The organism is Streptomyces sp. YJ-C3 (genome assembly GCF_053891275.1).
Genome location: NZ_CM132685.1, coordinates 6,535,409 through 6,558,260 on the forward strand (window position 1 = coordinate 6,535,409; position 22,852 = coordinate 6,558,260).

The following is a 22,852-nucleotide window of genomic DNA, read 5'->3' on the forward strand; positions in this document are numbered from 1 at the left end:
GTCACCGCCGCCGGTCGCCGCGCGTACGGAAGAACTCGCCGGGTTCCAGGTCCCCTTCGAGGAACCGGCCGGCGACGAAGCCGATGGCGCCGAGCGCCGCCACCAGCAGAAAGGCCCCGAAGCCGCCGAAATATCCGGCGAAACCGAGAGCCATGCCGGCGATCATGCCGATCACGGCCAGATTCATCGTGCGTTCCTCCTACGTGACCTGGTTGCGGACCCGGATGTCATTGGAGCCGTGACTCCGGCTCTTCGTCCTCCTCGTCCGGCAGCTTCACGTCGCTGACGGCGATGTTCACCTCGACGACCTCGAGGCCGGTCATGCGCTCGACGGCTGCGATGACGTTCTCCCGCACGTCGCGCGCGGTGTCCGCGATCGACACGCCGTACTCGACGACGATCTCCAGGTCGAGGGCGGTCTGCACCTCGCCGACCTCGGCCTTCACGCCGCGCGACACGGACTTGGTGCCGCCGGGGACCCGGTCGCGCACCGCGCCGAAGGTCCGCGACAGGCCGCTGCCCATCGCGTGGACGCCGACGACGTCGCGCGCCGCGAGTCCGGCGATCTTCTCCACGACGCCGTCGGCGATGGTGGTCCGTCCCCTGCTCGCGGGGTCGCCACCGCCCCGCTTGGTCACGCTGGTCTTGCCTGCGGGGGCCGCGGGCGTCTCGCCCGGCTTCTGCGCGGTGTCGCTCATCGGGCCATCCCCTCTGTGAGGTGATCTAGGTCAAGTGCTGCCTTCTTTTGCCCACATTAAGTGCGGTTACCCGGACCCGCGCCCGGGATGGGGCAGCCTGGGGCGATGACGGTAGACCGATGGGCACAGGCGGTACGGCAACAGCTAGGCATCGGCAGGTTGCTGCCGTTGGGCGGACCGGGTGACGGGGCGTGGATCGCGGAGCCGGCGGCGCAGGGAGTGCTGCGGCGGGCTGCGGTCGAGGTGCGGGGCGTGCGGCTCGGTTCCGTACGCCTGTCGCCGGCCGATCCCGACGGGACGTACGAGGCGGCGGTGCCTGCCCCGCCGAGCGCGCTGCCGCCGGGGCCGCTGCGGATCGTGGCCCAGTGCGCGGCGACGTCCGACGAGCCGCTGCCGCTGGCCGCCGGCCGGCTGCGCGAGGCGCTCTCGCAGGCGGCGAAGGGACGTCTGGGCCTGCTGGTGACGGAGGTGGATCTCCAGGTCACGGCGTTGCTGGACGCCGATCCGGAGACGGAAGCGGCCCCGGCGGAGCCGGAGGCCGCGGCGAAGCCGACGTCGCTGTCCGGCGACGAGGGGCGCGTGGCGCAGGCGGCGCTCGACGTGCCCGGGGTGCTCCGGCTGACGGGCGTGCTGGGCGGCATGGGCCGTGCGGTCCACATCGAGGAGCAGGCGGGAGCCGCGTCGCTGCCGCGGCGTCATGTACGGGTGGAGCTGGCGGTGTCCGCCGGGGCCCGCGCCCTCGATGTGGCGCGGGCCGTCCGGCAGGCCGTGTCGGCGGCGCTGCCGGACGCGCCGACCGTCGCGGCGCTGGTCACGCACATCGCGCCGGCCGAGCGGCAGGAGTAGGTCAGTCGCCGAGGCCGGCCAGGTCCCGCAGCCGCCGGCCCTGCGCGGCACGCTCGGCCGTGCGCTGCTCGTCCAGCGTGCGGCCGCTCACGCCCTGCAGCAGCGCCTTGGTCTCGATCACGGCGTCCCGCGGGGCGGCGAGCAGCGCGCCGACCAGATCCTGTACGGCGGCGTCCACCTGGTCCGCGGGCACGGCGACATTGGCCAGGCCGCTGGCCACGGCCTCGTCGGCGTGGACGTAGCGTCCGGTGACACAGATCTCCAGAGCCCGCGCGTACCCGACCAGCGAGACGAGCGGGTGCGTGCCCGTGAGATCCGGTACGAGACCGAGGCTGGTCTCGCGCATGGAGAACTGCACGTCGTCGGCGACGACGCGCAGGTCGCAGGAGAGGGCGAGCTGGAATCCGGCTCCGATCGCATGGCCCTGGACAGCGGCGACGGACAGGATGTCGCTGCGCCGCAGCCAGGTGAAAGCGTCCTGGTACTCGGCGATCGTGGCGTCGAGGAACTCCTCGCCGCCGCGTGCCATGTCGATGAAGGACGGCTCGCCGTCGAAACCCTCGGGCGTGAACGCCTGACGGTCCAGGCCGGCGGAGAAGGACTTGCCCTCACCGCGCACCACGACGACCCGCACGGACCCCGGCAGGGCACGCCCGGCTGCGGTCAACGCCCGCCACAGAGCGGGAGATTGGGCGTTGCGCTTGTCCGGGTTGGCCAGGGTCACCGTGGCGATCGCGTCGTCGACGGTGAGCCGCACCCCGTCCTGGTCGAGCAGCGGTGCGAGCTTGGTCATCTGGGCCTCCGAGTCTGCGCGGTCATAAGTGACTGCACAGTAACCACCCGGCCGATCAGCCGACCGACCGGGTGGTCACCAAAGGAACCAGTGAGCCGAACGAGTCCTTGCTGACCCGCGAGAGCAGGCCGGTCGCGTCAGTTCGCCGCGGCCTTCTTGCCTCGCGTGGCCCCGCCGCGACCTCGCAGCGTGACCCCGGATTCGCTCAGCATCCGGTGCACGAAGCCATACGAGCGGCCGGTCTCCTCGGCCAGTGCTCGGATGCTCGCACCGGAGTCGTACTTCTTCTTCAGGTCTGCCGCGAGCTTGTCGCGCGCGGCGCCGGTTACCCGGCTGCCCTTCTTCAGAGTCTCGGCCACCCGTGCCTCCTCATGGGAAGTGCGCTCTGGAATTCCCATGATCACCCCTTGCGGCGTTCCTGGCCACCCATTCGGCAAGGTCCGTAGCCGCCCAATTCCGGAACGGAAGGCGATCCACACGAGTGGAATTCATGGTTCCGGACCCCTTCCACGGTGTCCGGAACCACCCGTACCGAAGAACCGGCAGGTCAGCGACATCCCAAGCGCCGCAAGGGCTCCGAGTCCCAGACGGCGGGAAAATCCGTGTAGGACGCACCGCAGTACGAGGCGATCTCACTCAGATGAAGGATCACGGATCGGCCGAATGATCCATATGGAGTGGATCAGTCATTCGATCACGCCGCGCCGACGGGTGCGAAGCGCGTCAGGCGAGGGCGACGAGGTCCGCGTAGCCCTGGCCCCAGAGGTCCTCGACACCGTCCGGGAGCAGGATGATGCGCTCCGGCTGGAGCGCCTCGACGGCGCCCTCGTCGTGCGTGACGAGGACGACCGCGCCCTTGTAGGTGCGCAGCGCGCCGAGGATCTCCTCGCGGCTGGCGGGGTCGAGGTTGTTCGTGGGCTCGTCGAGGAGCAGCACGTTGGCCGCCGAGACCACGAGGGTCGCCAGGGCCAGACGGGTCTTCTCGCCGCCGGAGAGGACCCCGGCCGGCTTGTCGACGTCGTCGCCGGAGAACAGGAACGAGCCGAGCACCTTGCGGACCTCGACGAGATCGAGGTCGGGGGCCGAGGAGCGCATGTTCTCCAGGACCGAGCGCTCGGGGTCGAGGGTCTCGTGCTCCTGCGCGTAGTAGCCGAGCTTGAGGCCGTGGCCCTCGACGACCTGGCCGGTGTCGGGCTTCTCGGTGCCGGCGAGGAGACGGAGCAGGGTGGTCTTGCCCGCGCCGTTGAGGCCGAGGATGACGACGCGGGAGCCCTTGTCGATGGCCAGGTCGACGTCGGTGAAGATCTCCAGGGAGCCGTACGACTTCGACAGGCCCTCGGCCATCAGCGGCGTCTTGCCGCAGGGCGCGGGCTCGGGGAAGCGGAGCTTGGCGACCTTGTCGGACTGGCGGACGGCCTCCAGGCCGGCGAGCAGCTTGTCGGCGCGCTTGGCCATGTTCTGCGCGGCGACCGTCTTGGTGGCCTTGGCGCGCATCTTGTCGGCCTGCGCGTTCAGGGAGGCGGCCTTCTTCTCGGCGTTCTGCCGCTCGCGCTTGCGGCGCTTCTCGTCGGCCTCGCGCTGCTGCTGGTAGAGCTTCCAGCCCATGTTGTAGACGTCGATCTGGGAGCGGTTGGCGTCCAGGTAGAAGACCTTGTTGACGACCGTCTCGACCAGGTCGACGTCGTGGGAGATCACGATGAAGCCGCCGCTGTACGTCTTGAGGTAGTCGCGCAGCCAGACGATCGAGTCCGCGTCCAGGTGGTTGGTGGGCTCGTCGAGGAGCAGCGTGTCCGCGTCCGAGAAGAGGATGCGGGCCAGCTCGATACGGCGCCGCTGACCACCGGAGAGCGTGTGCAGGGGCTGGCCGAGCACGCGGTCCGGGAGGTTGAGCGCGGCGGCGATGGTGGCGGCCTCGGCCTCGGCGGCGTACCCGCCCTTGGTGAGGAACTCCGTCTCCTGGCGCTCGTACTGCTTGAGGGCCTTGGCCTGGGTGGCGCCGGAGCCGGTCGCGATCCGCTGCTCGTTCTCGCGCATCTTGCGCATCAGGACGTCGAGGCCGCGGGCGGACAGGATGCGGTCGCGGGCCAGGACGTCGAGGTCGCCGGTGCGCGGGTCCTGCGGGAGATAGCCGACCTCGCCGGAGCGGGAGATGGTCCCGCCGGCCGGGATGCCCTCACCGGCGAGGCACTTGGTGAGGGTGGTCTTGCCCGCGCCGTTGCGGCCGACGAGGCCGATGCGGTCGCCCTTGGCGACACGGAAGGTGGCGTTCTCGATGAGGATGCGGGCGCCGGCGCGCAGTTCGATACCGGATGCGGTGATCACGGGAGTGCTCCAGGACAGGGTTAACGGCTGGTTGACAAGGCGAGGGCCGGTCGGCGCCGCTAAACCACCCAGAGAAGAAACGTCATGCGAGCCAGTTTAACGGTGGGATGCAAGCGGATTTCCCGGGGCTTCGGACCGGCTCCGGCCGGGCAGCTCGTTGCCCAGGGGCGTGCGGCGGGGAACGATCCTGCCGAGGCTGTCGACGGCCACGATCCGCTCGCTCCAGGCGACCTTGTCGTCCGCGCAGGGCTGGGCGATCAGCAGGGCGGTCCGGCGCCGCAGGTGGGCGGCCGGCGCGAAGACGCAGCCCGCGCGCGCGGGCAGCACCCAGCGCAGGTCGCCGTCCGCGGTGCGGTACGCGGCGATGCGCCGCGGCGTGACGACGGCGAGCATCCGGACCTCGGGGTCGAGCGGCTGCAGGACCCCGGCGCCGCCGCGCGCTCCCGGCGTGCGCAGCCAGGCCGCGGCGTCCGGGATCGCCCGGTGCCAGCGCACGGACCGGCCCCCGGCGCTCTCGGTGTCGGTGACCATGCCGTCGCTCCACAGCGCGAACGCCTGGCCGGGCGCGGCCAGCACGGCGAGCGGGCGGCGCCCTTCGCGGGTGTGCCGCCAGCGCACGGCGGTGTCGTACGCCTCGACCGCCGCGCCTCGCGTCCGCAGCCGGGGAGCGCTCTCACCGGGATCCGCGGCCACGCGCGCGTAGCGGGTGAGGTGGTCCCCGTAGGGGGCGGGGCGGGCCTGGTGGGCGGCGGTGATCAGGGGCAGCGCGAGGAGGGCGGCGGCGAGCGCCAGGAGGAGGCCCGGGCGCGGGCGGCGGGGCGTGGGCTCCGGGGGCGGCAGCGGCGGCCGGACGGTCTGCCGCGCGGGGCCTGCCTCTGTCGTCACGTCGAGCGGTACGACCGCCATCACACGCCCCCCTACCTCACCATCAGCCACGGAACAGGCGCAGAGCGTAGTCGTGGGGTGAGGCGGCGGGGTCCGCGGGCGGAGGCGACACGGCGGCCGCGAGGGCGCCTGTCCCCCGTTCGGACGCCGGATCAGGGCCCGGCGACGGGGTGTGTCACAGGATGAAGTGGTCGATTCCTCCTCCGGACTTCGGCTCTCGGCGACTAGGCGGTGCGGGCATGCAGTTCGACGACGACGCCAATCTGGACACGTCTGAGGTCCAGGACGTGCGCGGCAGCCGGGTCCCCGGCGGGAAGGCGACGATCGGCGGCGGTCTCGCCGGGCTGATCGCGCTGTTCTTCGGACTCTTCTTCGGCACGAACGAGTTCGGGCTCTCGTCGGACGACACCGGCACCCCGGCCACGACGGTCTCCAGCGCCGCGCAGGTGCAGCAGCACTGCCGTACGGGACAGGACGCGAACGCCAAGGACGACTGCCGCATCGTGGCGGTGGTCAACAGCGTGCAGGACTACTGGCGCCCGGAGTTCCAGCGCCGGCAGGGCCGCTACACCGACGCGTCCACCGTGTTCTTCACCAACCGGGTGCCCACCGCCTGCGGCCAGGCGACCTCGGCGGTCGGGCCGTTCTACTGCCCCGGCGACCGGAAGGTCTATCTGGACCTGGGGTTCTTCGACGAGCTGCGCACCAAGTTCGGTTCGAGCGGCGGTCCCTTCGCGCAGGCGTACGTCGTGGCCCACGAGTACGGGCACCACGTGCAGAACCTGATGGGCACCCTGAAGCGGTCGCAGGACGGGCGCACGGGCGAGAACAGCAACGCGGTCAAGGTCGAGCTGCAGGCGGACTGCTACGCGGGCGTGTGGGCCCGCCACGCGACGACGACGCCCGACGACAAGACCGGCAAGCCGCTCATCACGAGCCTGACCGACGCCGACATCCGGGACGGTCTGGACGCGGCCGCCGCGGTCGGCGACGACCGGATCCAGGAGAAGTTCCAGGGCCGGGTGACGCCCGAGTCGTGGACGCACGGCTCGGCCCAGCAGCGCCAGCAGTGGTTCTACCAGGGCTTCAAGAGCGGCGACATGGCGCAGTGCAACACCTTCCGGTGAGCCCCGCGGGGCGTCACGCCCCGCCCGTGTGGACCTGGAACGCGGCCCGGCGCACCGCCTTCGCGAGCGCCGGGTCGGGGTGCGCGGCGGCCAGGGCGACCAGGACCTGGACGGTGCGCGGGTGGCCGACGGCGCGGACCTCCTCGATCAGCGCGGGCACGGTCGGCTGCACCGCGGCCTCCAAGTGCCGTACGAGCAGGGGGGCTTCGCCGTGGTCGGCGACCGCCGCGGCCGTGTCGACCCACAGCCAGGTGGCCTCTTCGCGGGTGAGCACGGTGTGCACGTCCTCGGGGTCGGCGCCCTCGTACTCGGCGAGCCACAGCAGGGCGTAGGCGCGCAGCCCCGGCTCGTCGGCGGCGCGGCGCACCTCGGGCTCGGCCGGCGCCCCGACGACGCGCAGCGCCTCGAAGGCGAGGCCGCGCAGCAGGGCGTCCTCGCCCCGGGCGGCGTCGAGGAGTTCGACGACGGCGCTGCCGGTGTCGCGGGCGGCGAGCCAGGCGCGGTACTCGGAGCGGGCCGCGTTCGGGCGCAGGCGGGCGCAGCCGCGCAGCATGTCCTCGGCGGACACCTCGATGTTCCCGGCCGGGGACTGGGCGGCGACGCAGATCTGCTCCAGCTTGACCCAGACCGCCCAACTGCCCAGCGGGGTGAGGACGGCGTGCCCGTCGGCGTACGTCAGCGCGCCGACGGAGGCGAGTCCCGCGAGGGCCCAGTCGAGCAGGGGCAGCAGCGGGGTGTCCTCCGGCGGGACCGGCTCGGGCTGCGGCCCGTAGGGGATCTCGCAGCGCTCGGTGCGCAGTTCGACGACGCGCTGGTCGAGCAGGTCGAGGAGCTGGGCGGCCGGGACAGGGCCCGCCATCAGCTGGCAGAAGGAGAGCAACTGCGGTACGGCCTCGACGACTTCGGCCACCGCGGCGGGCTCCAGGGAGTCCGGCGCCGGGTGGACCAGCGACCAGGCGTCGAACAGGGCGACCCAGCCGCGCAGCACGGCGGTGTCGTCGCGGTCCCAGGCCCGCAGCCGCCAGCCGGGCCGGGCGATGTCGCCGTGCACCTCGACGAGGCCGGCGAGGCGTGCGGTGTCCCAGTCGGCGCGGACCTGGCCGACGGTGAGGCCGAGGTCGTCGGCGGCGCGGCGCGCGGTGGCGTCCGAGAGGGTGCCCTTGCCGTCGCGCGCGCCGGTGCCGTTCCCGGGGCTCAGCGTGGCGTCCGCCCAGCGCGCCACGCGTACGGCGGCGGCCAGGCCCTGCCGGGCGGTGCGGGCGAGTTCGGCGGGGGGCGGGGTGCCCTCCGGGGGGCGCGGCGCGGGCCGCCGGACCGCTGCGCGTGGGGCGGCGGCGGCCAGGGGCTGGCGGCGCGGGCTGACGAGTCGGAGCCTGGAGTCGCGCGGGGTACGGGACGTCACTGGAGCAGTCTCCAGGGTGACCCCACGAATTCCCAAACGGGAGCTGTTGTTCGGGGTTCGGCTCGTGGTTCGTCAGGAGCCTTCCGCCGTCCGCCGCGTGCCGGGCGGGCGCCGGCGGGCGGTCACGTCGGCGGGGTCACATCAGTGGGGTCAGGAAGCGCCGCAGCGCCTCCTCGTAGCCCTTGCGGTCCGCGTTCCACATCGCGTTGTGCGGGGCGTCGTCGACCGTGTGCAGGGTGACCAGGTCGGGCCGGCGGTCGGCCAGCCGACGGGAGAGGGCCCAGGGGGCCACCTCGTCGGCGGGGCCGTGCAGGACGAGCGTGGGGACCTTGAGGGCGGCCGGGTCGGCGGTCTCGGCGAGGCGGTCGCCGCTCAGGCCCGTGCGGCCCTGCGCGGCCCGGACCGCGAGCGGGAGCAGCGGGCCCGGCGTGCGCCGGGCGCCGGCCAGGGCGCGCAGCGTCGCCTCCCAGCTGAGCACCGGGGAGTCGAGGACCAGGCCTCTGACGCGGTCGCGCAGCGCCGAGTGGGCGGCGGCGTGCAGGGCCATGGTGGCGCCGGTGGACCAGCCGTGCAGGATGACGTGCCGGGCTCCGTAGCGCACGGCGTAGCGGATCGCGGCGTCCAGGTCGCGCCACTCCGTCTCGCCGAGGTGGCCGAGCCCGTCCGGCGAGCGGGGCGCGCCGAGGTCGCCGCGGTAGGCGAGGTCGAGCACCGGGAAGCGGTGGTGGTGCAGGAACTCCATGAGGTTCATGGGGTGTTCGCGGGTGGTGCCGAGGCCGTGCACCGTGATGACCCAGGTGTCGCGGACGCCGGGCACGAACCAGGCGGGCAGTGCGCCGAGTTCGCCGGGAATGTCGATGTCGGCGTGGTCGAGGCCGAGCGCGGACTTGGGGTCGCCGATGTGCACCTGCGGGGTGAGCCAGACCTTCGCGCCGGGTCCGAGGGTGCCGTGGGTGACGCGCTCCAGGCGGCGTACGACGGTGTCCGCGGCGTGCGGCGCCGACTCGATGACGGGCCCGACGACCGCGTGGCAGCCGTCGCCCGCGAGTCCGTACGTGCCCGGGCGCAGTGAGGCCAGGTCGCGGGTGAGGGTGATCTGGCCCGCCGCGGTGGCGTGGACGGTGAGCCGGGGCTCGGTGGGCAGGGGGCGTCCCGCGGGCGCCTTGAGCGCGGCGTCGCTGGCCAGACGGCCGGCGGCGATCGCGGCGGCGGAGGCCCCGAGCACGGCGGTGACGGCAGCGGCCGTCGCTTTGGCGGTACGCACCCGTCCAGTGTCGGCTGGCGGGCCCGCCCCGGCCAGTGGGACGGCGGGCGGGGGTGACGTCCGTCGGCCTCCGTGCCGGGTGGGGCCGGGTTTTCCCGCGCGAGGGCGGACTATCCCTGGGCGGGCCGCTGCCCGTACCCGCTGAGCCGCTCCCCCGCCTCGCGCAGCTGTTCGTCGCTGAGGAGGGACGGGGTGCGGCCGGGGACGGAGTGGGCGGTGAGCCAGAGGCGGCACATCCACTCCAGTTGCGCGGTGCGGTCGTAGGCGCGGTCGAGACTGTCTCCGTATGTGAGGGTGCCGTGGTTCTGCAGGAGGCACCCGGTGCGGCCGGTCAGGGCGGCGAGCATGTTCTCGGCCAACTCTTCGGTGCCGTACGTCGCGTAGGGGGCGACACGCACGGGACCGCCGAGGGCCGCCGTCATGTAGTGGACGGACGGGAGTTCGGGCACGAGCGTGGAGACGGCGGTCGCGTGCACGGCATGGGTGTGCACGACGGCCCGTGCGTCGGTGTGCCGGTAGACCGCGAGGTGCATCGGAAGTTCGCTGGTGGGGACGAGCGTGCCGGTGTGCTGCGTGCCGTCGAGGCCGACGGCGACGAGGTCGTGCGGCGTGAGGCGGTCGTAGGGGACGCCGCTCGGGGTGACCAGAACGCGGCTGTCGCCGCCCTCGCCGACGCGTACCGAGACGTTGCCCGACGTCCCGACGACCAGCCCGTCGGCCACCGTCCTGCGGGCCGTCGCCACCAGCTCTTCCCACGCCTGCTCGAGTTCCGCCATGGCGCGCATCCTGCCAGCCGCGCCGCCGCGGCGGGGTCCGCGCAGATTAGCCCGGAGGTGGGGCGTCCGTAAGGCCGCGTTTGGGCAGGGATGCCCCGCAGATGACGATTGGCTGGGGTTCGACGGGCAAGACGGGATCATCCGGTAATCTCTGGGAGATTTGTCATGCACGTCGCCATCCGGGGGGAAATATGGCTCGTGACCACAAACCGTCCCGTCACCGTGTCCGCATCGTCGCGGCGACTTCGGTGGCGGCTCTGACACTGGGGGGAACCGCACTCGCCGAGCTGCCCGCACACGCCGCCGCCGGGCCGAGGGGGCACGACGTCTCGTCGCACCAGAAGCACGTCAACTGGCGGAAGGCGAAGAACGAAGGGGCCCGGTTCGCCTACGTCAAGGCGACCGAGTCGACCACCTACAAGAATCCCTACTTCACACAGCAGTACAACGGCGCCCGCAACGCCGGCATCGTCCGGGGCGCCTACCACTTCGCCCTGCCCGACGAGTCGTCGGGCCGGACGCAGGCCGCGTACTTCGTGCGCAACGGCGGGGCCTGGTCGCGGGACGGATGGACGCTGCCGCCCGCGCTCGACATCGAGTACAACCCGTACAGCAAGAAGAAGTGCTACGGCATGAGCAAGGCGCGACTGGTCGCCTGGGTCGCGTCCTTCAGCGACGAGATCAAGCGCAGCACCGGGCGCCGCCCGGTGATCTACACCAACTACCACTGGTGGAAGAGGTGCACCGGCAACAGCGGTGCCTTCGCCGCCAACCACGCCCTGTGGCTCGCGCGCTACGACGCGAGCTGGGGCACGCTGCCCGCCGGGTGGTCCTACTGGACGTTCTGGCAGTACGACAACCACGGCAGCCTGCCGGGTGACCAGAATCTCTTCAACGGCTCGATGGCCCAGTTGAAGAGGTTCGCCCAGGGGTAGTCGGGGCAGGGTCGAAAGTCCCGCGGAACCCTTGATTCCGGGGCTGCGACGAGGTCGATACGGAATCCGCGCCGCCGTCCCGTGCCAAGCGGAGCGGCGGCGCTCCGGATCGGGTCACCACAAAGCCCGACCCAGTTCATCTTCCGTTCACCCGGCTTGCCTACGTTCACCGTGCCACTGACGTCCGAACGAAGCCTGGGTAAATGGAACACATCACGCTGCTCCTTGCGATCGTGATCGTTACCGCGCTGGTCTTTGATTTCACCAACGGTTTCCACGACACCGCCAACGCGATGGCGACGACCATCTCGACAGGCGCCCTCAAGCCGAAGACGGCGGTGGCCATGTCCGCCGTGCTGAACCTGGTCGGAGCGTTTCTCTCCGTCGAGGTCGCGAAGACCATCTCCGGCGGCATCATCAACGAGGACGGCCTCAAGACCGAGGTCATATTCGCGGCGCTCGTCGGCGCCATCCTCTGGAACCTGCTGACCTGGCTGGTCGGCCTGCCGTCCAGCTCCTCGCACGCACTGTTCGGCGGCCTCATCGGCGCCGCGGTCATGTCGATGGGCTGGTCGTCGGTGAACGGCGGCACCGTCGTCACCAAGGTGCTGCTGCCCGCGGTCGCCGCGCCGATCGTCGCCGGCCTCGCCGCGATGCTCGCCACGCGCCTGACCTACCGCATCAGCAAGCACACCGACGAGAAGGCCACCTCCAAGGGCTACCGCGCCGGGCAGATCGCCTCGGCCGGCCTCGTCTCCCTCGCGCACGGCACGAACGACGCCCAGAAGACGATGGGCATCATCACCCTCGCCCTGATCACCGGCGGCGTGCTCGCGCCGGACGCCGACCCGCCGCTGTGGGTCATCGTGTCGGCCGGTCTGGCCATCGCGATGGGCACGTACCTGGGCGGCTGGCGGATCATCCGCACCATGGGCAAGGGCCTGACCGATCTGGCGCCGCAGCAGGGCTTCGCCGCGCAGACGTCCGCCGCGACGGCGATCCTCGCCTCCTCGCACATCGGCTTCTCGCTCTCCACCACCCAGGTCTGCTCCGGCGCCGTCATGGGCTCCGGTCTCGGCCGCAAGGGCGGTGTCGTCCGCTGGTCGACCGCCACCCGGATGTTCGTCGCGTGGGGTCTGACCCTGCCGGCCGCGGGTCTGGTCGGCGCGGGCGCCGAGTTCCTCACCAAGCAGGGCCCGTGGGGCATCGGCCTCACCGCCGCTCTCCTGGTCGGCGGCTCCGCGGTCATCTGGAAGCTGTCCCGCCGCGACTCCGTCGACCACACGAACGTCACCGACGACGCGATCGACTCCACCGAGGAGCCCGCGGGCGTCGTGACCACGGCCATCGCCGCGGTCACCCCGCCGCCGATCGGCGCGGTCGCGGAGGCCGGGGCGTCGGCCGACATCAAGTCCACGATCCCCGCTCCGGCTCCCGCCGTGGCCGACCCCGCGCGCCCCGCCGGCGCCACGCTGTAAGGAAGCAGGACCAGCTATGAAGATCGACTGGGCGGCTCTCGGCTCCGTCTTCGGGGTCAGCCTCGTGGTCACCGTGGCCCTGGTGGGCCTGTTCACCCTCGGCATCGTCGGCCTCTCCAAGCGGGAGTCGGCGGCGCGGCAGGGCGGTTCGGCGACGGTTGCCACGTCCGGCGCGTACCTGTGCTTCGCGCTGTGCGCGGCGGCCGTGGCGTACGGGATCTTTCTGATCGTGGCCTGACGACACGCCTGTGCCGCGTTCACCTTCTGAACGCGACAGAGGCCCAGCAGCACCCGAGCGGGGTGCGGGACGTACGGCGTCCCGCACCCCGCTTTCACGTTCGACTTGTCACCGGAACGGGTGTGACGCTGCCAAATGTCGCGACCCTGCGAGGACGGCCCATCGAGCCCTGTTCTCCAGGCCACAGCGGACATGCCATATGGCAGACTGACATGAGCCACCCCGCCAGCACTCCATCCGCCACCAGCCATTCGCCACCAGCTGTCTGCTAGCTTCCGTTCACTATTTGGCTAGCTCTCACCTGGTGCATCGAGACCTGGCACACGGTCGGCAAGGAGACAGAGATGATGGCCCGCGACATCGACCCCAGCCTCAATCGGCGCAGGCTGCGCATCGAACTGCGCAAGGCCCGTGAAGCAACCGGGCAGACGCAGACCGACGCGGCACAGGCGCTCGACTGGTCGTTGTCCAAGATCATGCGCATCGAGGCCGGGACGGTGAGCGTCTCGGTGACCGACCTCCGGGCCCTGCTCCAGCACTACGAGGTCAGGGACGAGCACCTGCGGAACGAACTGGAGGAGGCCGCGCGCGGGTCGCGCGGGCTGAGCTGGTGGACGCAGTACAACGACGTGCTCAACCCCGGCTTCCGCCAGTACCTGGGCTACGAGAGCGCCGCCGCGTCGATCCGCACGTACCACCCGATCGTGGTGCCCGGTCTGCTGCAGACCGAGGACTACGCGATGGCCATGCTGGCGCCGCACGTGGAGGAGGCCCGGGCGCGGCGGATCGTCGAGCTGCGGACCGAGCGGCAGGAGCGCGCCCTGGAGGGCGAGACCCCGCCCTGGACGTTCTTCATCCTGGACGAGGCGGCCCTGCACCGGCAGATCGGCGGTACGCGTGTGCTGCGCGGGCAGCTGCAGCACCTGCTCGACGTCGCGCAGCAGCCCCGGGTGTCGCTCCAGGTGCTGCCCTTCACGGCGGGCGCGCACTTCGCCACGCTCAACAGCTTCATCCTGCTCGGCTTCACGGACGACGACGACCTGCTGTACCGGGAGTCCGAGGGCAACCAGACGATCCGTGACGACCACGAACTGATCGTGCGACACCAGGAGTGCTTCGAATCGCTCCGCGAGATCGCGTACAGCGGCGACCTGGCCATCGATCTCATCAGCAAGACCAGGGACGGGCTCGACACCTCGTGAGGTGACAAGCGGGCCGAGCCCTGGAGAGCCCGTGTAGGAGGCGCACATGCCGGCCGCAGGCGACGAGTGGTGGTGGCGGCTCCTCGCGGCCGCCGGTCCCCGGCTCGACGGCACCGATGGTGGCGGTGATGCGCGTGGTGCGGCCGGTACGAACGCCCCGGCGGCCACGGGCACTCCGGACAGCGGGGAGCCGCCCGCCGGCCCGGACACCGCCTCCGACACCGTCGTCGGTGTCGTGGCACAGCTTCCCGGCGAGCGGCCGTCGTTCGGTGCCGTGGTCATCCACGTCGTGTCCAGCGACGACCTGACCCGGCGGGCCGGCTGGATGTACGCCCAGATCATGCTGGACAACCGTCGCCACACGAGACTTCTGCTGCTGGCCTCGTTGTCCGGCGGGCTGGTCCTGCTGGGCGGGCTGGCGGGGCTCGTGGTGCTGATCCAGGCGTGTGGCCTGACCTCGCCCTGGGCGGTGGGTTCGGTCGTCGCCGCGGCGTCGTCCCCGGTGACCGCGATCGCCTACGGTTTCGCCCGGCTCCTCCTGCGCTGTGCGGAGGCCATCCGGTCGCCGCTCAGCGCCGACGCCCCGCCGTCCGACCCCGATCCGTCACCGGATCCCGGTGCTGCGAGCCGCCCCTGACGCTCCGTAGTCCCGCGCGGAAGCCGGTCGCGGCGGCGAACAGCGCGGCGACCAACACCCAGACCACGACGCGGGCCTGGCCGGACGGGACCAGTGCGGCGGCCAGCGCCCCGACGACGCTCGCCGCAACGCCACAGGCCAGACAGAACACCACGAGGCCACGTGGGGAGACGACTCCGCGCGCGGTGCGGCTCACCGCCCCGTGCGCCCGCTGCCGCGCCTCGGTCATGTGGTGACCGGTCATCGCGCCCTCCTCCCCCCGCGGTGGACTCAGCGGTCGGTCCTGCCCGGACCGGACCCGCCCAGAGCCCTCAGGAACGCCTGCCACCGGATGCGCCGGAAGACCAGATCCGCCGTATCCCGGTTCCCGGAGTCACGGACTCGGACCTCGGTCTCACCGAGCGCCACTTCCACGCAGTCCCCGCTCAGACCCGAGTAACTGCTCTTGCGCCACGGCCCGGTGACCTGTTCCTGCCATGACCGAGCGTGCTCTCTCCCATGGGACACACCGGCCTCCTCCTGCTCGAGAGCCGGCGTCCCCCGTCATTGCACGCCCGCGTGCAGGCACCATAGCGCCGCCGGGGCGACCCGCCCAGGTGTCCCGGACGGATCCGCCTCACCACGTCGCCAAGGCGCCCTCAACCACTCGTGGACCGCTCTCCGTCTGCCGTCTTCCAGTCTAGGTAGGCCTGTTTTCGACCCATAGAGGAATTCCGGCCCAGTGAACGGGTCCCACGCGGCGCTGTGGACCTCCCCACACTCCCCTCTCCCAGGTCAACGGCAAGTTGACGCACCTTCGCGCACCGTGGTGGACTTCCCGGGCCATATACGGCAGCAGTCCGAGGAAGCCGGTGCGAATCCGGCGCGGTCCCGCCACTGTGAGCCCTTCTCCGGGAGGGCGAGCCAGGAACTCTCGCTGCCGGTCTCGTCGAACCAGGGCGTGGACACCCTGAGTGAGGACAACTACCGCCATGTTCGCCCTGCGCGGCGCGGCGCGGGCCGAGCGCGTCTTCGCGTGCGGTGCCGCCGCCGGACTCTTCGCCGATCTGCTGCTCGGGGACCCGCGTCGAGGGCATCCCGTCGCCGGATTCGGCCGGGCCGCCGGGGCCGTGGAGCGGGTGCTGTGGCGGGATCACCGCGGCTGGGGCGCCCTGCACACCGCCGTCTGCGTGGGCGGGGCCACCGCCGTGGGCGCCCTCGCCGCCCGTGCCGTACGCCGCTCCCCCGCCGCCTCCGTCGCGCTGACCGCCGCCGCCACCTGGGCCGTGGTCGGCGGGACCTCGCTCGGCCGGGAGGCGCGCGCCGTCGGGGCCGCGCTGGAGGCCGGGGACGTGGAGCTGGCCCGGGAGTTGCTGCCGCGGCTGTGCGGACGGGATCCGCAGGGGCTGGACGCCGACGGGATCGCGCGGGGCGTCGTCGAGTCCGTCGCCGAGAACACCTCCGACGCCGTCGTGGGCGCATTGGTGTGGGGCGCCGTGGGCGGCGTGCCCGGGCTGCTCGCCTTCCGTGCCGTGAACACGCTCGACGCCATGGTCGGGCACAAGTCCGTGAAGTACCGCCGGTTCGGCTGGGCCTCGGCCCGGCTGGACGACGTCGCCGGGTGGCCGGGGGCCCGGCTGACCGGTGCGCTCGCCGTGCTGGCCGGCGGGCGTCCGCGCGACGCCGCCCGGGCCTGGCGCGAGGACGCGGGGCGCCATCCCAGTCCCAACGCGGGGCCCGTCGAGGCCTCGTTCGCGGGGGCGCTCGGGGTGCGGCTCGGCGGGACGTTGGCGTACGGGGGCAGGGTCGAGCACCGGCCCGTGCTGAACGCGCGAGGGCGCGCGGTGCGGGTGTCGGACGTGGAGCGGGCCGCGCGGTTGTCGCGGCGGGTCAGTGTGATGGCGTGGGGAGTCTGTGTGGCCGGGCGGTTGTTGCGAGGGCGTCGATGAGCGGGCGGGGCGGCGGGCTGCTCGTCGCCGGGACCACGTCGGACGCCGGGAAGAGCGTCGTGACCGCTGGGATCTGCCGGTGGCTCGTGCGGCAGGGGGTGAAGGTCGCGCCGTTCAAGGGGCAGAACATGTCCCTGAACTCGTTCGTGACGCGCGACGGCGCCGAGATCGGCCGGGCGCAGGCCATGCAGGCGCAGGCCGCCCGGGTCGAGCCGAGCGCGCTGATGAATCCGGTGCTGCTCAAGCCGGGCAGCGACCGCAGCAGCCAGGTCGTGCTGATGGGCAAGCCGGTGGGCGAGATGAGCGCGCGGGGCTATCACGGGGCGCGGCAGGGCGCGTTGCTCGACACCGTGGTCGGATGCCTGGAGGAGTTGCGGGGCAGTCATGACGCCGTGATCTGTGAAGGGGCCGGGTCTCCGGCCGAGATCAATCTGCGGCGTACCGACATCGTGAACATGGGGATCGCGCGGGCCGCGCGGCTGCCCGTGCTGGTGGTCGGGGACATCGACCGCGGTGGCGTCTTCGCGTCGTTCTTCGGTACGACGGCGCTGCTCGCGCCGGAGGACCAGGAGCTGCTCGCCGGGTATCTGGTGAACAAGTTCCGGGGGGACGTCAGTCTGCTGGAGCCGGGGCTCGACATGCTCAAGTCCCTCACCGGCAGGGCCACTTACGGGGTGCTGCCGTTCCAGCACGGGCTCGGCATCGACGAGGAGGACGGGCTGCGGGTGTCCCTGCGGGGCGCCGTGCGCGAGTCCGTCGTGGCCCCGCCGGTCGGCGAGGACGTGCTGCGGGTCGCCGTGTGCGCGGTGCCGCTGATGTCGAACTTCACGGATGTCGACGCGCTGGCCGCCGAGCCGGGCGTCGTCGTGCGGTTCGTGGACCGGGCCGAGGAACTGGTCGACGCCGATCTGGTCGTCGTGCCCGGGACGCGCGGGACCGTGAAGGCGCTGGAGTGGCTGCGCGAGCGCGGCCTCGCGGACGCGCTGGCGCGGCGGGCCGCCGAGGGACGCCCGGTGCTCGGCATCTGCGGCGGGTTCCAGCTGCTCGGCGAGCGCATCGAGGACGACGTCGAGTCGCGGGCCGGTGTCGTGGCCGGGCTCGGACTGCTGCCCGTGCAGGTGCGGTTCGCGCGGGAGAAGACGCTGGCGCGGCCGGTGGGCGAGGCGCTCGGCGAGTACGTCGAGGGGTACGAGATCCATCACGGCGTCGCGGACGTCCTCGGCGGGGATGCCTTTCTGGACGGGTGCCGGGTGGGGGCCGTCTGGGGGACGCACTGGCACGGGTCGCTGGAGTCGGACGGGTTCCGGCGGGCGTTTTTGCGGGCGGTCGCGGACGCGGCCGGGCGGCGGTTCGTGCCGGCGCCGGACACGTCGTTCGCGGCGCTGCGGGAGGAGCAGCTCGACCGGCTCGGTGACCTGGTGGAGCGCTATGCCGATACGGAGGGGTTGTGGCGGTTGATCGAGTCCGGGGCGCCGGACGGGCTGCCGTTCGTACCGCCGGGGGCGCCCGCGTGAGCGTCCCGGTTCCTGGCCTGTTCAATTCTCTGGAGGATCGATGACCACCCCGTATCCGTTCACGGCCGTCGTCGGCCAGGACGATCTGCGCCTCGCCCTGCTGCTGAACGCCGTGTCGCCCGCCGTCGGCGGTGTGCTGGTGCGCGGCGAGAAGGGCACCGCCAAGTCCACGGCCGTACGCGCCCTTTCGGCGCTGCTGCCCGATGTGGACGTCGTCGCCGGGTGCCGGTTCTCGTGCGCGCCGGGGGCGCCCGACCCGCAGTGCCCGGACGGGCCGCACGAGGTCGGCCCGGGTGCGCAACGGGCGGCGCGCATGGTCGAGTTGCCGGTCGGCGCCTCGGAGGACCGGCTGGTCGGGGCGCTCGACATCGAGCGGGCGCTCGCCGAGGGCGTGAAGGCCTTCGAGCCGGGCCTGCTCGCGGACGCGCACCGCGGCATCCTGTACGTCGACGAAGTGAACCTGCTGCACGACCATTTGGTGGATCTGCTGCTGGACGCCGCCGCGATGGGCGCCTCCTACGTCGAGCGCGAGGGCGTCTCCGTACGGCATGCCGCGCGTTTCCTGCTCGTGGGCACGATGAACCCCGAAGAGGGCGAGCTGCGCCCGCAGTTGCTCGACCGGTTCGGGCTGACCGTCGAGGTCGCCGCGTCCCGGGAGCCGGAGCAGCGGGTGCAGGTCGTCAAGCGGCGCCTCGCGTACGACGACGACCCCGAGGGCTTCACGGCGCAGTGGGCCGGCGAGGAGGCGGGCGTACGCGAGCGGATCGTCGCCGCGCGCGCCCTGCTGCCCCAGGTGCGGCTCGGCGACGGGGCGTTGACCCGGATCGCCGCGACCTGTGCCGCGTTCGAGGTGGACGGGATGCGGGCCGACATCGTGATGGCCCGCACCGCGACCGCGCTCGCCGCGTGGGCGGGACGCACCGAGGTGCTGGCACAGGACGTGCGTCAGGCCGCACTGCTCGCGCTCCCGCACCGGCGGCGCCGCAATCCCTTCGACGCGCCGGGCCTCGACGAGGACAAGCTGGACGAGACGCTGGACGAGTTCGGGCCCGACGACGAGGGTCCCGGGCCCGACGGCCCCGACGACCCGGGCCCCGGTGGCGGCGGTGGCGTGCCGCCGCAGGACGGCCCCGAGCCGGACGGTCCGGGCCGGCCGGAGTCCCCGCAGGAATCCCGGCAGGAGTCGCCTCAGGAGTCCCCGCGGGAGCCGGCGGGCGCGCCCGCGTCCGGTGGCGCCGGGGAGCAGCGGGCCGTCTCGGCCGGTGAGCCGTTCCGTACGAAGATGCTGAGCGTCCCGGGTCTGGGCGACGGGGCCGCCGGGCGGCGCTCGCGCGCGCGGACCGAGCACGGCAGGACGACCGGCGCCGTACGGCCCCGGGGCACCCTGACCAGGCTGCACCTGGCGGCGACGGTGCAGGCCGCCGCGCCGCATCAGCGGGCGCGCGGCCGGTCCGGGACCGGGCTCGTGGTGCGCCGCGACGATCTGCGGCAGGCGACCCGGGAGGGCCGCGAGGGCAATCTGGTCCTCTTCGTCGTGGACGCCTCGGGGTCGATGGCCGCCCGGCAGCGGATGGGCGCCGTGAAGGGCGCCGTGCTGTCCCTGCTGCTCGACGCGTATCAGCGGCGCGACAAGGTGGGGCTCGTGACCTTCCGCGGGACGGGCGCCGAGGTGGCGCTGCCGCCGACGTCGAGCGTGGACGCGGCCGCGGCGCGCCTGGAGTCGCTGCCGACCGGAGGGCGTACCCCGCTGGCCGCCGGGCTGCTCAAGGCGCACGAGGTACTGCGGGTGGAGCGGCTGCGGGACCCGGCGCGGCGACCGCTGATGGTCGTGGTGACGGACGGGCGGGCCACCGGTGGTCCTGAGCCGGTGAAGCTGGCCGGGCGGGCCGCCGGGCTGCACGCCGCCGAGGGCACGGCGTCCGTCGTCGTCGACTGCGAGACGGGCATGGTGCGGCTGGGGCTCGCGGCCCAGCTCGCCGGCCGGCTGGGCGGCAGCGCCGTCACGTTGGACGAGCTGCGGGCCGACGCCATCGCCGGGCTCGTCAAGGACGTACAGGGAACGAACCAGACCCGCAGGAGGGCCGCCTGATGCCGCAGGGACAGCCGAGTGTCGTACCGGACGACGGGCTGACGACACGTCAGCGACGTAACCGCCCGCTGGTGTTCGTGCACACGGGCATCGGCAAGGGCAAGTCGACGGCGGCCTTCGGGCTCGCGCTGCGGGCCTGGAACCAGGGCTGGCCGATCGGGGTGTTCCAGTTCGTCAAGTCGGCGAAGTGGAAGGTCGGCGAGGAGAACGCGCTCAAGGTGCTCGGCGCCTCCGGTGAGGGCGGCACCGTCGACTGGCACAAGATGGGAGAAGGCTGGTCCTGGGTCCAGCGAGACGACCAGGCCGACAACGAGGAGAAGGCCCGTGAGGGCTGGGAGCAGGTGAAGCGGGATCTGGCCGCCGAGACGTACAAGCTGTACGTGCTCGACGAGTTCGCGTACCCGCTGCACTGGGGCTGGATCGACGTGGACGAGGTCGTGCAGGTGCTGCGCGACCGTCCGGGCACCCAGCACGTCGTGATCACGGGCCGCAACGCCCCTGAGAAGCTGGTCGAGTTCGCGGATCTCGTGACCGACATGTCGAAGGTGAAGCACCCGATGGACGCGGGCCAGAAGGGCCAGCGGGGCATCGAGTGGTGACCATGGACGTACCGCGGCTGGTCGTCGCCGCGCCCGCCTCCGGGTCGGGCAAGACGACCGTGGCGACGGGCCTGATGGCCGCGTTCGCCGAGCGCGGCCTCGCCGTGTCGCCGCACAAGGTCGGACCCGACTACATCGACCCGGGCTACCACGCCCTGGCGACGGGACGCCCCGGCCGGAACCTGGACGCGTACATGTGCGGGCCCGACCTCGTCGGCCCGCTGTTCGCGCACGGCGCGCACGGCTGCGAACTCGCCGTCGTGGAAGGCGTGATGGGCCTGTTCGACGGGGCGTCCGGGGAGGGCGAACTGGCGTCGACGGCTCATGTCGCCAAGCTGCTCAAGGCGCCCGTGGTGCTCGTCGTCGACGCTTCGTCGCAGTCGCGGTCGGTGGCGGCGCTGGTGCACGGCTTCGCGTCCTTCGACCCGGAGGTGCGGCTCGCGGGCGTCATCCTCAACAAGGTCGGCTCGGAGCGGCACGAGCTGCTGCTGCGGGAGGCCATGGAGGAGGTCGGTGTCCCGGTGTACGGGGCGCTGCGCCGCGCTCCCCAGGTCGCCACCCCTTCACGGCACCTGGGCCTCGTCCCGGTGGCCGAGCGGAGTTCGGAGGCGGTGGACTCGGTGCGGGCGTCGGCCGCGATGGTCCGCGAGGGCTGCGACCTGGAGGGCCTGCTGGCCCTGGCCCGTACGGCCCCGCCACTGGCGACGGAGGCGTGGAGTGCAGCGCCGCCTGGGGCGCGGCCGGCCACGCACGACCCGCACGCGCCGACGAAGCCGGTCGTGGCAGTGGCAGGGGGCGCGGCCTTCACCTTCTCCTACGCCGAACACGCGGAACTGCTCACGGCGGCGGGCGCCCAGGTGGCCGCCTTCGATCCCCTCCACGACGAACAGCTCCCGGAGGGAACCGCGGGGATCGTCATAGGCGGCGGCTTCCCGGAGGTCTACGCCCCCGAGCTCTCGGCCAACGAACAGCTCCGCAAGGCCGTCTCCGAACTGGCCCGCACCGGCGCCCCCGTCCTGGCCGAGTGCGCGGGCCTGCTCTATCTGTCCCGTTCCCTCGACGGCCAGGAGATGTGCGGGGTGCTCGACGCCGACGCGCACATGTCGGGCCGGCTCACCCTCGGCTACCGGGACGCCGTCGCCGTGACCGACAGCGCGCTCGCCCCGGCCGGGGCCCGCCTGCGCGGCCACGAGTTCCACCGGACCGTGATGGAGCCGGGCGCGGGGCCCGCCCCGGCGTGGGGCATGCGGCTGCCGCAGCCGCGCGTCGAGGGCTTCGTGCAGCGGGGCGTGCACGCCAGTTATCTGCACACGCACTGGGCGGCCCGGCCGGACATCGCCCGGCGCCTCGTGGAGCGGTGCGCCGCGCCGTGACCGCTCGTTCAGCCGGCGATGCCCACCACGAGCCAGATGAACGCCGCGCCGGCGACCGTGCACAGCAGGGTCGAGCGGGCCGGGTGGTCGTGGTGGGCCTCGGGCAGGATCTCGGCGGCGGCCAGGTAGAGCAGCACGCCGCCGAAGAAGCCGAGATAGCCGCCGAGCAGTTGCTCCGGAATGGTGAACAGCAGCGTCGACGCCGCGCCCACCACCGGGGCCGCCGCGTCGGCGAACAGCATCATCATCGCCTTGCGGCGGGCGTTCCCGTACAGGCGCGTGATCGTGTACGTGTTGAAGCCGTCGGCGAAGTCGTGGGCGATCACCGCGAGCGCCACGGCGAGGCCCATACCGCCGCCGACCTGGAACGCGGCACCGATCGCGATGCCGTCCATCATGCTGTGCCCGACCATCGCCCCGGCCGCGGTGAGCCCGACCTCGGGGGCCCGGCCGTTCTCGTACGCGTCGGCGCCGTGGGCGGCCTGGCGCTGGGCGAGCAGGTGCTCCAGGACGTGCGCGGCGAGGAATCCCGCGACGAACAGCAGCAGCGCCGCGGGCACCCCGAACACCGGGCCGCCCGCCGCGTCGAGCGCTTCGGGCAGCAGGTCGAGTCCGACCACGCCCAGCATGAGCCCACCCGCGAGACCGAGCACCAGGTGCCGCCGGTCGGTGACCCGTCTCGCGGTCCAGCCGCCGACCAGGGTCATCACAAAGGCGCCGAGCGCCACGAACACCGCCATGGGCCC

At 72.7% G+C, this 22,852-nt stretch carries 24 protein-coding genes and 1 riboswitch; of the genes, 12 read left to right on the top strand and 12 right to left on the bottom strand.

The genetic code is table 11. The annotated features are described in order from the left end of the window. Nucleotide 1: 1 nt before the first annotated feature. Together ACVHNB_RS29320 and ACVHNB_RS29325 are read right to left on the bottom strand one after the other, a co-directional pair. Nucleotides 2-187, bottom strand: coding sequence for a hypothetical protein (locus ACVHNB_RS29320; protein WP_127830364.1), 186 nt, complete (start codon nucleotides 185-187; stop codon nucleotides 2-4). Between the two features lie 40 nt (nucleotides 188-227). After that, nucleotides 228-698, bottom strand: coding sequence for an Asp23/Gls24 family envelope stress response protein (locus tag ACVHNB_RS29325; protein ID WP_428955528.1), 471 nt, complete (start codon nucleotides 696-698; stop codon nucleotides 228-230). Between the two features lie 105 nt (nucleotides 699-803). On the opposite strand from ACVHNB_RS29325, the gene ACVHNB_RS29330 reads away from it, so the two are divergent. Next, on the top strand, nucleotides 804-1,544 hold the full coding sequence (locus ACVHNB_RS29330) for a nucleopolyhedrovirus P10 family protein (protein ID WP_456226258.1): 741 nt from the start codon (nucleotides 804-806) through the stop codon (nucleotides 1,542-1,544). Nucleotide 1,545: 1 nt separating this feature from the next. Here ACVHNB_RS29330 and ACVHNB_RS29335 read toward each other — a convergent pair whose 3' ends face one another. From ACVHNB_RS29335 to ACVHNB_RS29350, 4 genes are all read right to left on the bottom strand, one after another. Beyond that, on the bottom strand, nucleotides 1,546-2,337 hold the full coding sequence (locus ACVHNB_RS29335) for an enoyl-CoA hydratase/isomerase family protein (protein WP_428955526.1): 792 nt from the start codon (nucleotides 2,335-2,337) through the stop codon (nucleotides 1,546-1,548). Nucleotides 2,338-2,474: 137 nt separating this feature from the next. Then, a complete protein-coding gene (locus tag ACVHNB_RS29340; protein WP_324772334.1) occupies nucleotides 2,475-2,696 on the bottom strand; it encodes a helix-turn-helix domain-containing protein in 222 nt (73 codons plus the stop codon). A gap of 364 nt (nucleotides 2,697-3,060) precedes the next feature. Next, on the bottom strand, nucleotides 3,061-4,659 hold the full coding sequence (gene abc-f, locus ACVHNB_RS29345) for a ribosomal protection-like ABC-F family protein (RefSeq protein ID WP_428955525.1): 1,599 nt from the start codon (nucleotides 4,657-4,659) through the stop codon (nucleotides 3,061-3,063). Nucleotides 4,660-4,755: 96 nt separating this feature from the next. Next, the gene (locus ACVHNB_RS29350; protein ID WP_428955524.1) at nucleotides 4,756-5,565 is read right to left on the bottom strand and encodes a hypothetical protein; all 810 of its coding nucleotides are present in this window, start codon (nucleotides 5,563-5,565) and stop codon (nucleotides 4,756-4,758) included. 218 nt (nucleotides 5,566-5,783) lie between these two features. On the opposite strand from ACVHNB_RS29350, the gene ypfJ reads away from it, so the two are divergent. Then, nucleotides 5,784-6,671 carry a KPN_02809 family neutral zinc metallopeptidase gene (gene ypfJ / locus ACVHNB_RS29355; RefSeq protein WP_428955523.1) on the top strand — a complete coding sequence of 296 codons (888 nt, stop codon included), beginning with the start codon at nucleotides 5,784-5,786 and terminating at the stop codon, nucleotides 6,669-6,671. Nucleotides 6,672-6,684: 13 nt separating this feature from the next. Here ypfJ and ACVHNB_RS29360 read toward each other — a convergent pair whose 3' ends face one another. The 3 genes from ACVHNB_RS29360 to ACVHNB_RS29370 form a co-directional block, all read right to left on the bottom strand. After that, a complete protein-coding gene (locus ACVHNB_RS29360) occupies nucleotides 6,685-8,073 on the bottom strand; it encodes a hypothetical protein (protein WP_428955522.1) in 1,389 nt (462 codons plus the stop codon). A gap of 136 nt (nucleotides 8,074-8,209) precedes the next feature. Further along, nucleotides 8,210-9,337 (bottom strand): alpha/beta hydrolase, encoded by a 1,128-nt coding sequence (locus ACVHNB_RS29365; protein ID WP_428955521.1) that lies wholly within the window; start codon nucleotides 9,335-9,337, stop codon nucleotides 8,210-8,212. A gap of 110 nt (nucleotides 9,338-9,447) precedes the next feature. Beyond that, on the bottom strand, nucleotides 9,448-10,122 hold the full coding sequence (locus tag ACVHNB_RS29370) for a class II aldolase/adducin family protein (protein ID WP_456226259.1): 675 nt from the start codon (nucleotides 10,120-10,122) through the stop codon (nucleotides 9,448-9,450). A gap of 182 nt (nucleotides 10,123-10,304) precedes the next feature. On the opposite strand from ACVHNB_RS29370, the gene ACVHNB_RS29375 reads away from it, so the two are divergent. The 5 genes from ACVHNB_RS29375 to ACVHNB_RS29395 all read left to right on the top strand — a co-directional run bounded on the left by ACVHNB_RS29375 (nucleotide 10,305) and on the right by ACVHNB_RS29395 (nucleotide 14,603). Next, nucleotides 10,305-11,048, top strand: a complete 744-nt coding sequence (locus ACVHNB_RS29375; protein WP_428955519.1) for a lysozyme — start codon at nucleotides 10,305-10,307, stop codon at nucleotides 11,046-11,048. Nucleotides 11,049-11,251: 203 nt separating this feature from the next. Continuing rightward, the gene (locus ACVHNB_RS29380; RefSeq protein ID WP_456226260.1) at nucleotides 11,252-12,526 is read left to right on the top strand and encodes an anion permease; all 1,275 of its coding nucleotides are present in this window, start codon (nucleotides 11,252-11,254) and stop codon (nucleotides 12,524-12,526) included. Between the two features lie 16 nt (nucleotides 12,527-12,542). Further along, a complete protein-coding gene (locus tag ACVHNB_RS29385; protein WP_428955517.1) occupies nucleotides 12,543-12,764 on the top strand; it encodes a hypothetical protein in 222 nt (73 codons plus the stop codon). A gap of 347 nt (nucleotides 12,765-13,111) precedes the next feature. Beyond that, nucleotides 13,112-13,966, top strand: a complete 855-nt coding sequence (locus tag ACVHNB_RS29390) for a helix-turn-helix domain-containing protein (RefSeq protein WP_428957708.1) — start codon at nucleotides 13,112-13,114, stop codon at nucleotides 13,964-13,966. Nucleotides 13,967-14,012: 46 nt separating this feature from the next. Then, nucleotides 14,013-14,603 carry a hypothetical protein gene (locus tag ACVHNB_RS29395; protein WP_456226261.1) on the top strand — a complete coding sequence of 197 codons (591 nt, stop codon included), beginning with the start codon at nucleotides 14,013-14,015 and terminating at the stop codon, nucleotides 14,601-14,603. Here ACVHNB_RS29395 and ACVHNB_RS29400 read toward each other — a convergent pair. Next, nucleotides 14,536-14,847, bottom strand: a complete 312-nt coding sequence (locus ACVHNB_RS29400) for a hypothetical protein (protein ID WP_428955515.1) — start codon at nucleotides 14,845-14,847, stop codon at nucleotides 14,536-14,538. The two genes, ACVHNB_RS29395 and ACVHNB_RS29400, sit on opposite strands and share 68 nt — an antisense overlap. Nucleotides 14,848-14,873: 26 nt before the next feature. Continuing rightward, nucleotides 14,874-15,110 carry a DUF397 domain-containing protein gene (locus ACVHNB_RS29405; RefSeq protein ID WP_428955514.1) on the bottom strand — a complete coding sequence of 79 codons (237 nt, stop codon included), beginning with the start codon at nucleotides 15,108-15,110 and terminating at the stop codon, nucleotides 14,874-14,876. A gap of 282 nt (nucleotides 15,111-15,392) precedes the next feature. Beyond that, nucleotides 15,393-15,538: riboswitch (cobalamin riboswitch) on the top strand. Between the two features lie 36 nt (nucleotides 15,539-15,574). Here ACVHNB_RS29405 and ACVHNB_RS29410 point away from each other — a divergent pair. The 5 genes from ACVHNB_RS29410 to ACVHNB_RS29430 are packed head-to-tail and all read left to right on the top strand — an operon-like array spanning nucleotide 15,575 to nucleotide 22,106. After that, nucleotides 15,575-16,531 carry a cobalamin biosynthesis protein gene (locus ACVHNB_RS29410; protein WP_456228961.1) on the top strand — a complete coding sequence of 319 codons (957 nt, stop codon included), beginning with the start codon at nucleotides 15,575-15,577 and terminating at the stop codon, nucleotides 16,529-16,531. Then, on the top strand, nucleotides 16,528-18,045 hold the full coding sequence (locus ACVHNB_RS29415) for a cobyric acid synthase (RefSeq protein WP_456226262.1): 1,518 nt from the start codon (nucleotides 16,528-16,530) through the stop codon (nucleotides 18,043-18,045). The genes ACVHNB_RS29410 and ACVHNB_RS29415 overlap by 4 nt, the downstream gene beginning before the upstream one ends. Before the next feature lie 40 nt (nucleotides 18,046-18,085). Next, a complete protein-coding gene (locus ACVHNB_RS29420; protein WP_428955511.1) occupies nucleotides 18,086-20,134 on the top strand; it encodes a putative cobaltochelatase in 2,049 nt (682 codons plus the stop codon). Next, entirely contained in the window at nucleotides 20,134-20,733 is a 600-nt protein-coding gene (gene cobO, locus ACVHNB_RS29425; RefSeq protein ID WP_351458788.1) for a cob(I)yrinic acid a,c-diamide adenosyltransferase, read from the top strand. Before ACVHNB_RS29420 ends, cobO begins: the two co-directional genes overlap by 1 nt. 2 nt (nucleotides 20,734-20,735) lie before the next feature. Beyond that, nucleotides 20,736-22,106 (top strand): cobyrinate a,c-diamide synthase, encoded by a 1,371-nt coding sequence (locus tag ACVHNB_RS29430; RefSeq protein WP_456226263.1) that lies wholly within the window; start codon nucleotides 20,736-20,738, stop codon nucleotides 22,104-22,106. Between the two features lie 8 nt (nucleotides 22,107-22,114). On the opposite strand, the gene ACVHNB_RS29435 is transcribed toward ACVHNB_RS29430, so the two are convergent. Then, on the bottom strand, nucleotides 22,115-22,846 hold the full coding sequence (locus tag ACVHNB_RS29435) for a ZIP family metal transporter (RefSeq protein WP_428955509.1): 732 nt from the start codon (nucleotides 22,844-22,846) through the stop codon (nucleotides 22,115-22,117). Between the last annotated feature and the right edge of the window lie 6 nt (nucleotides 22,847-22,852).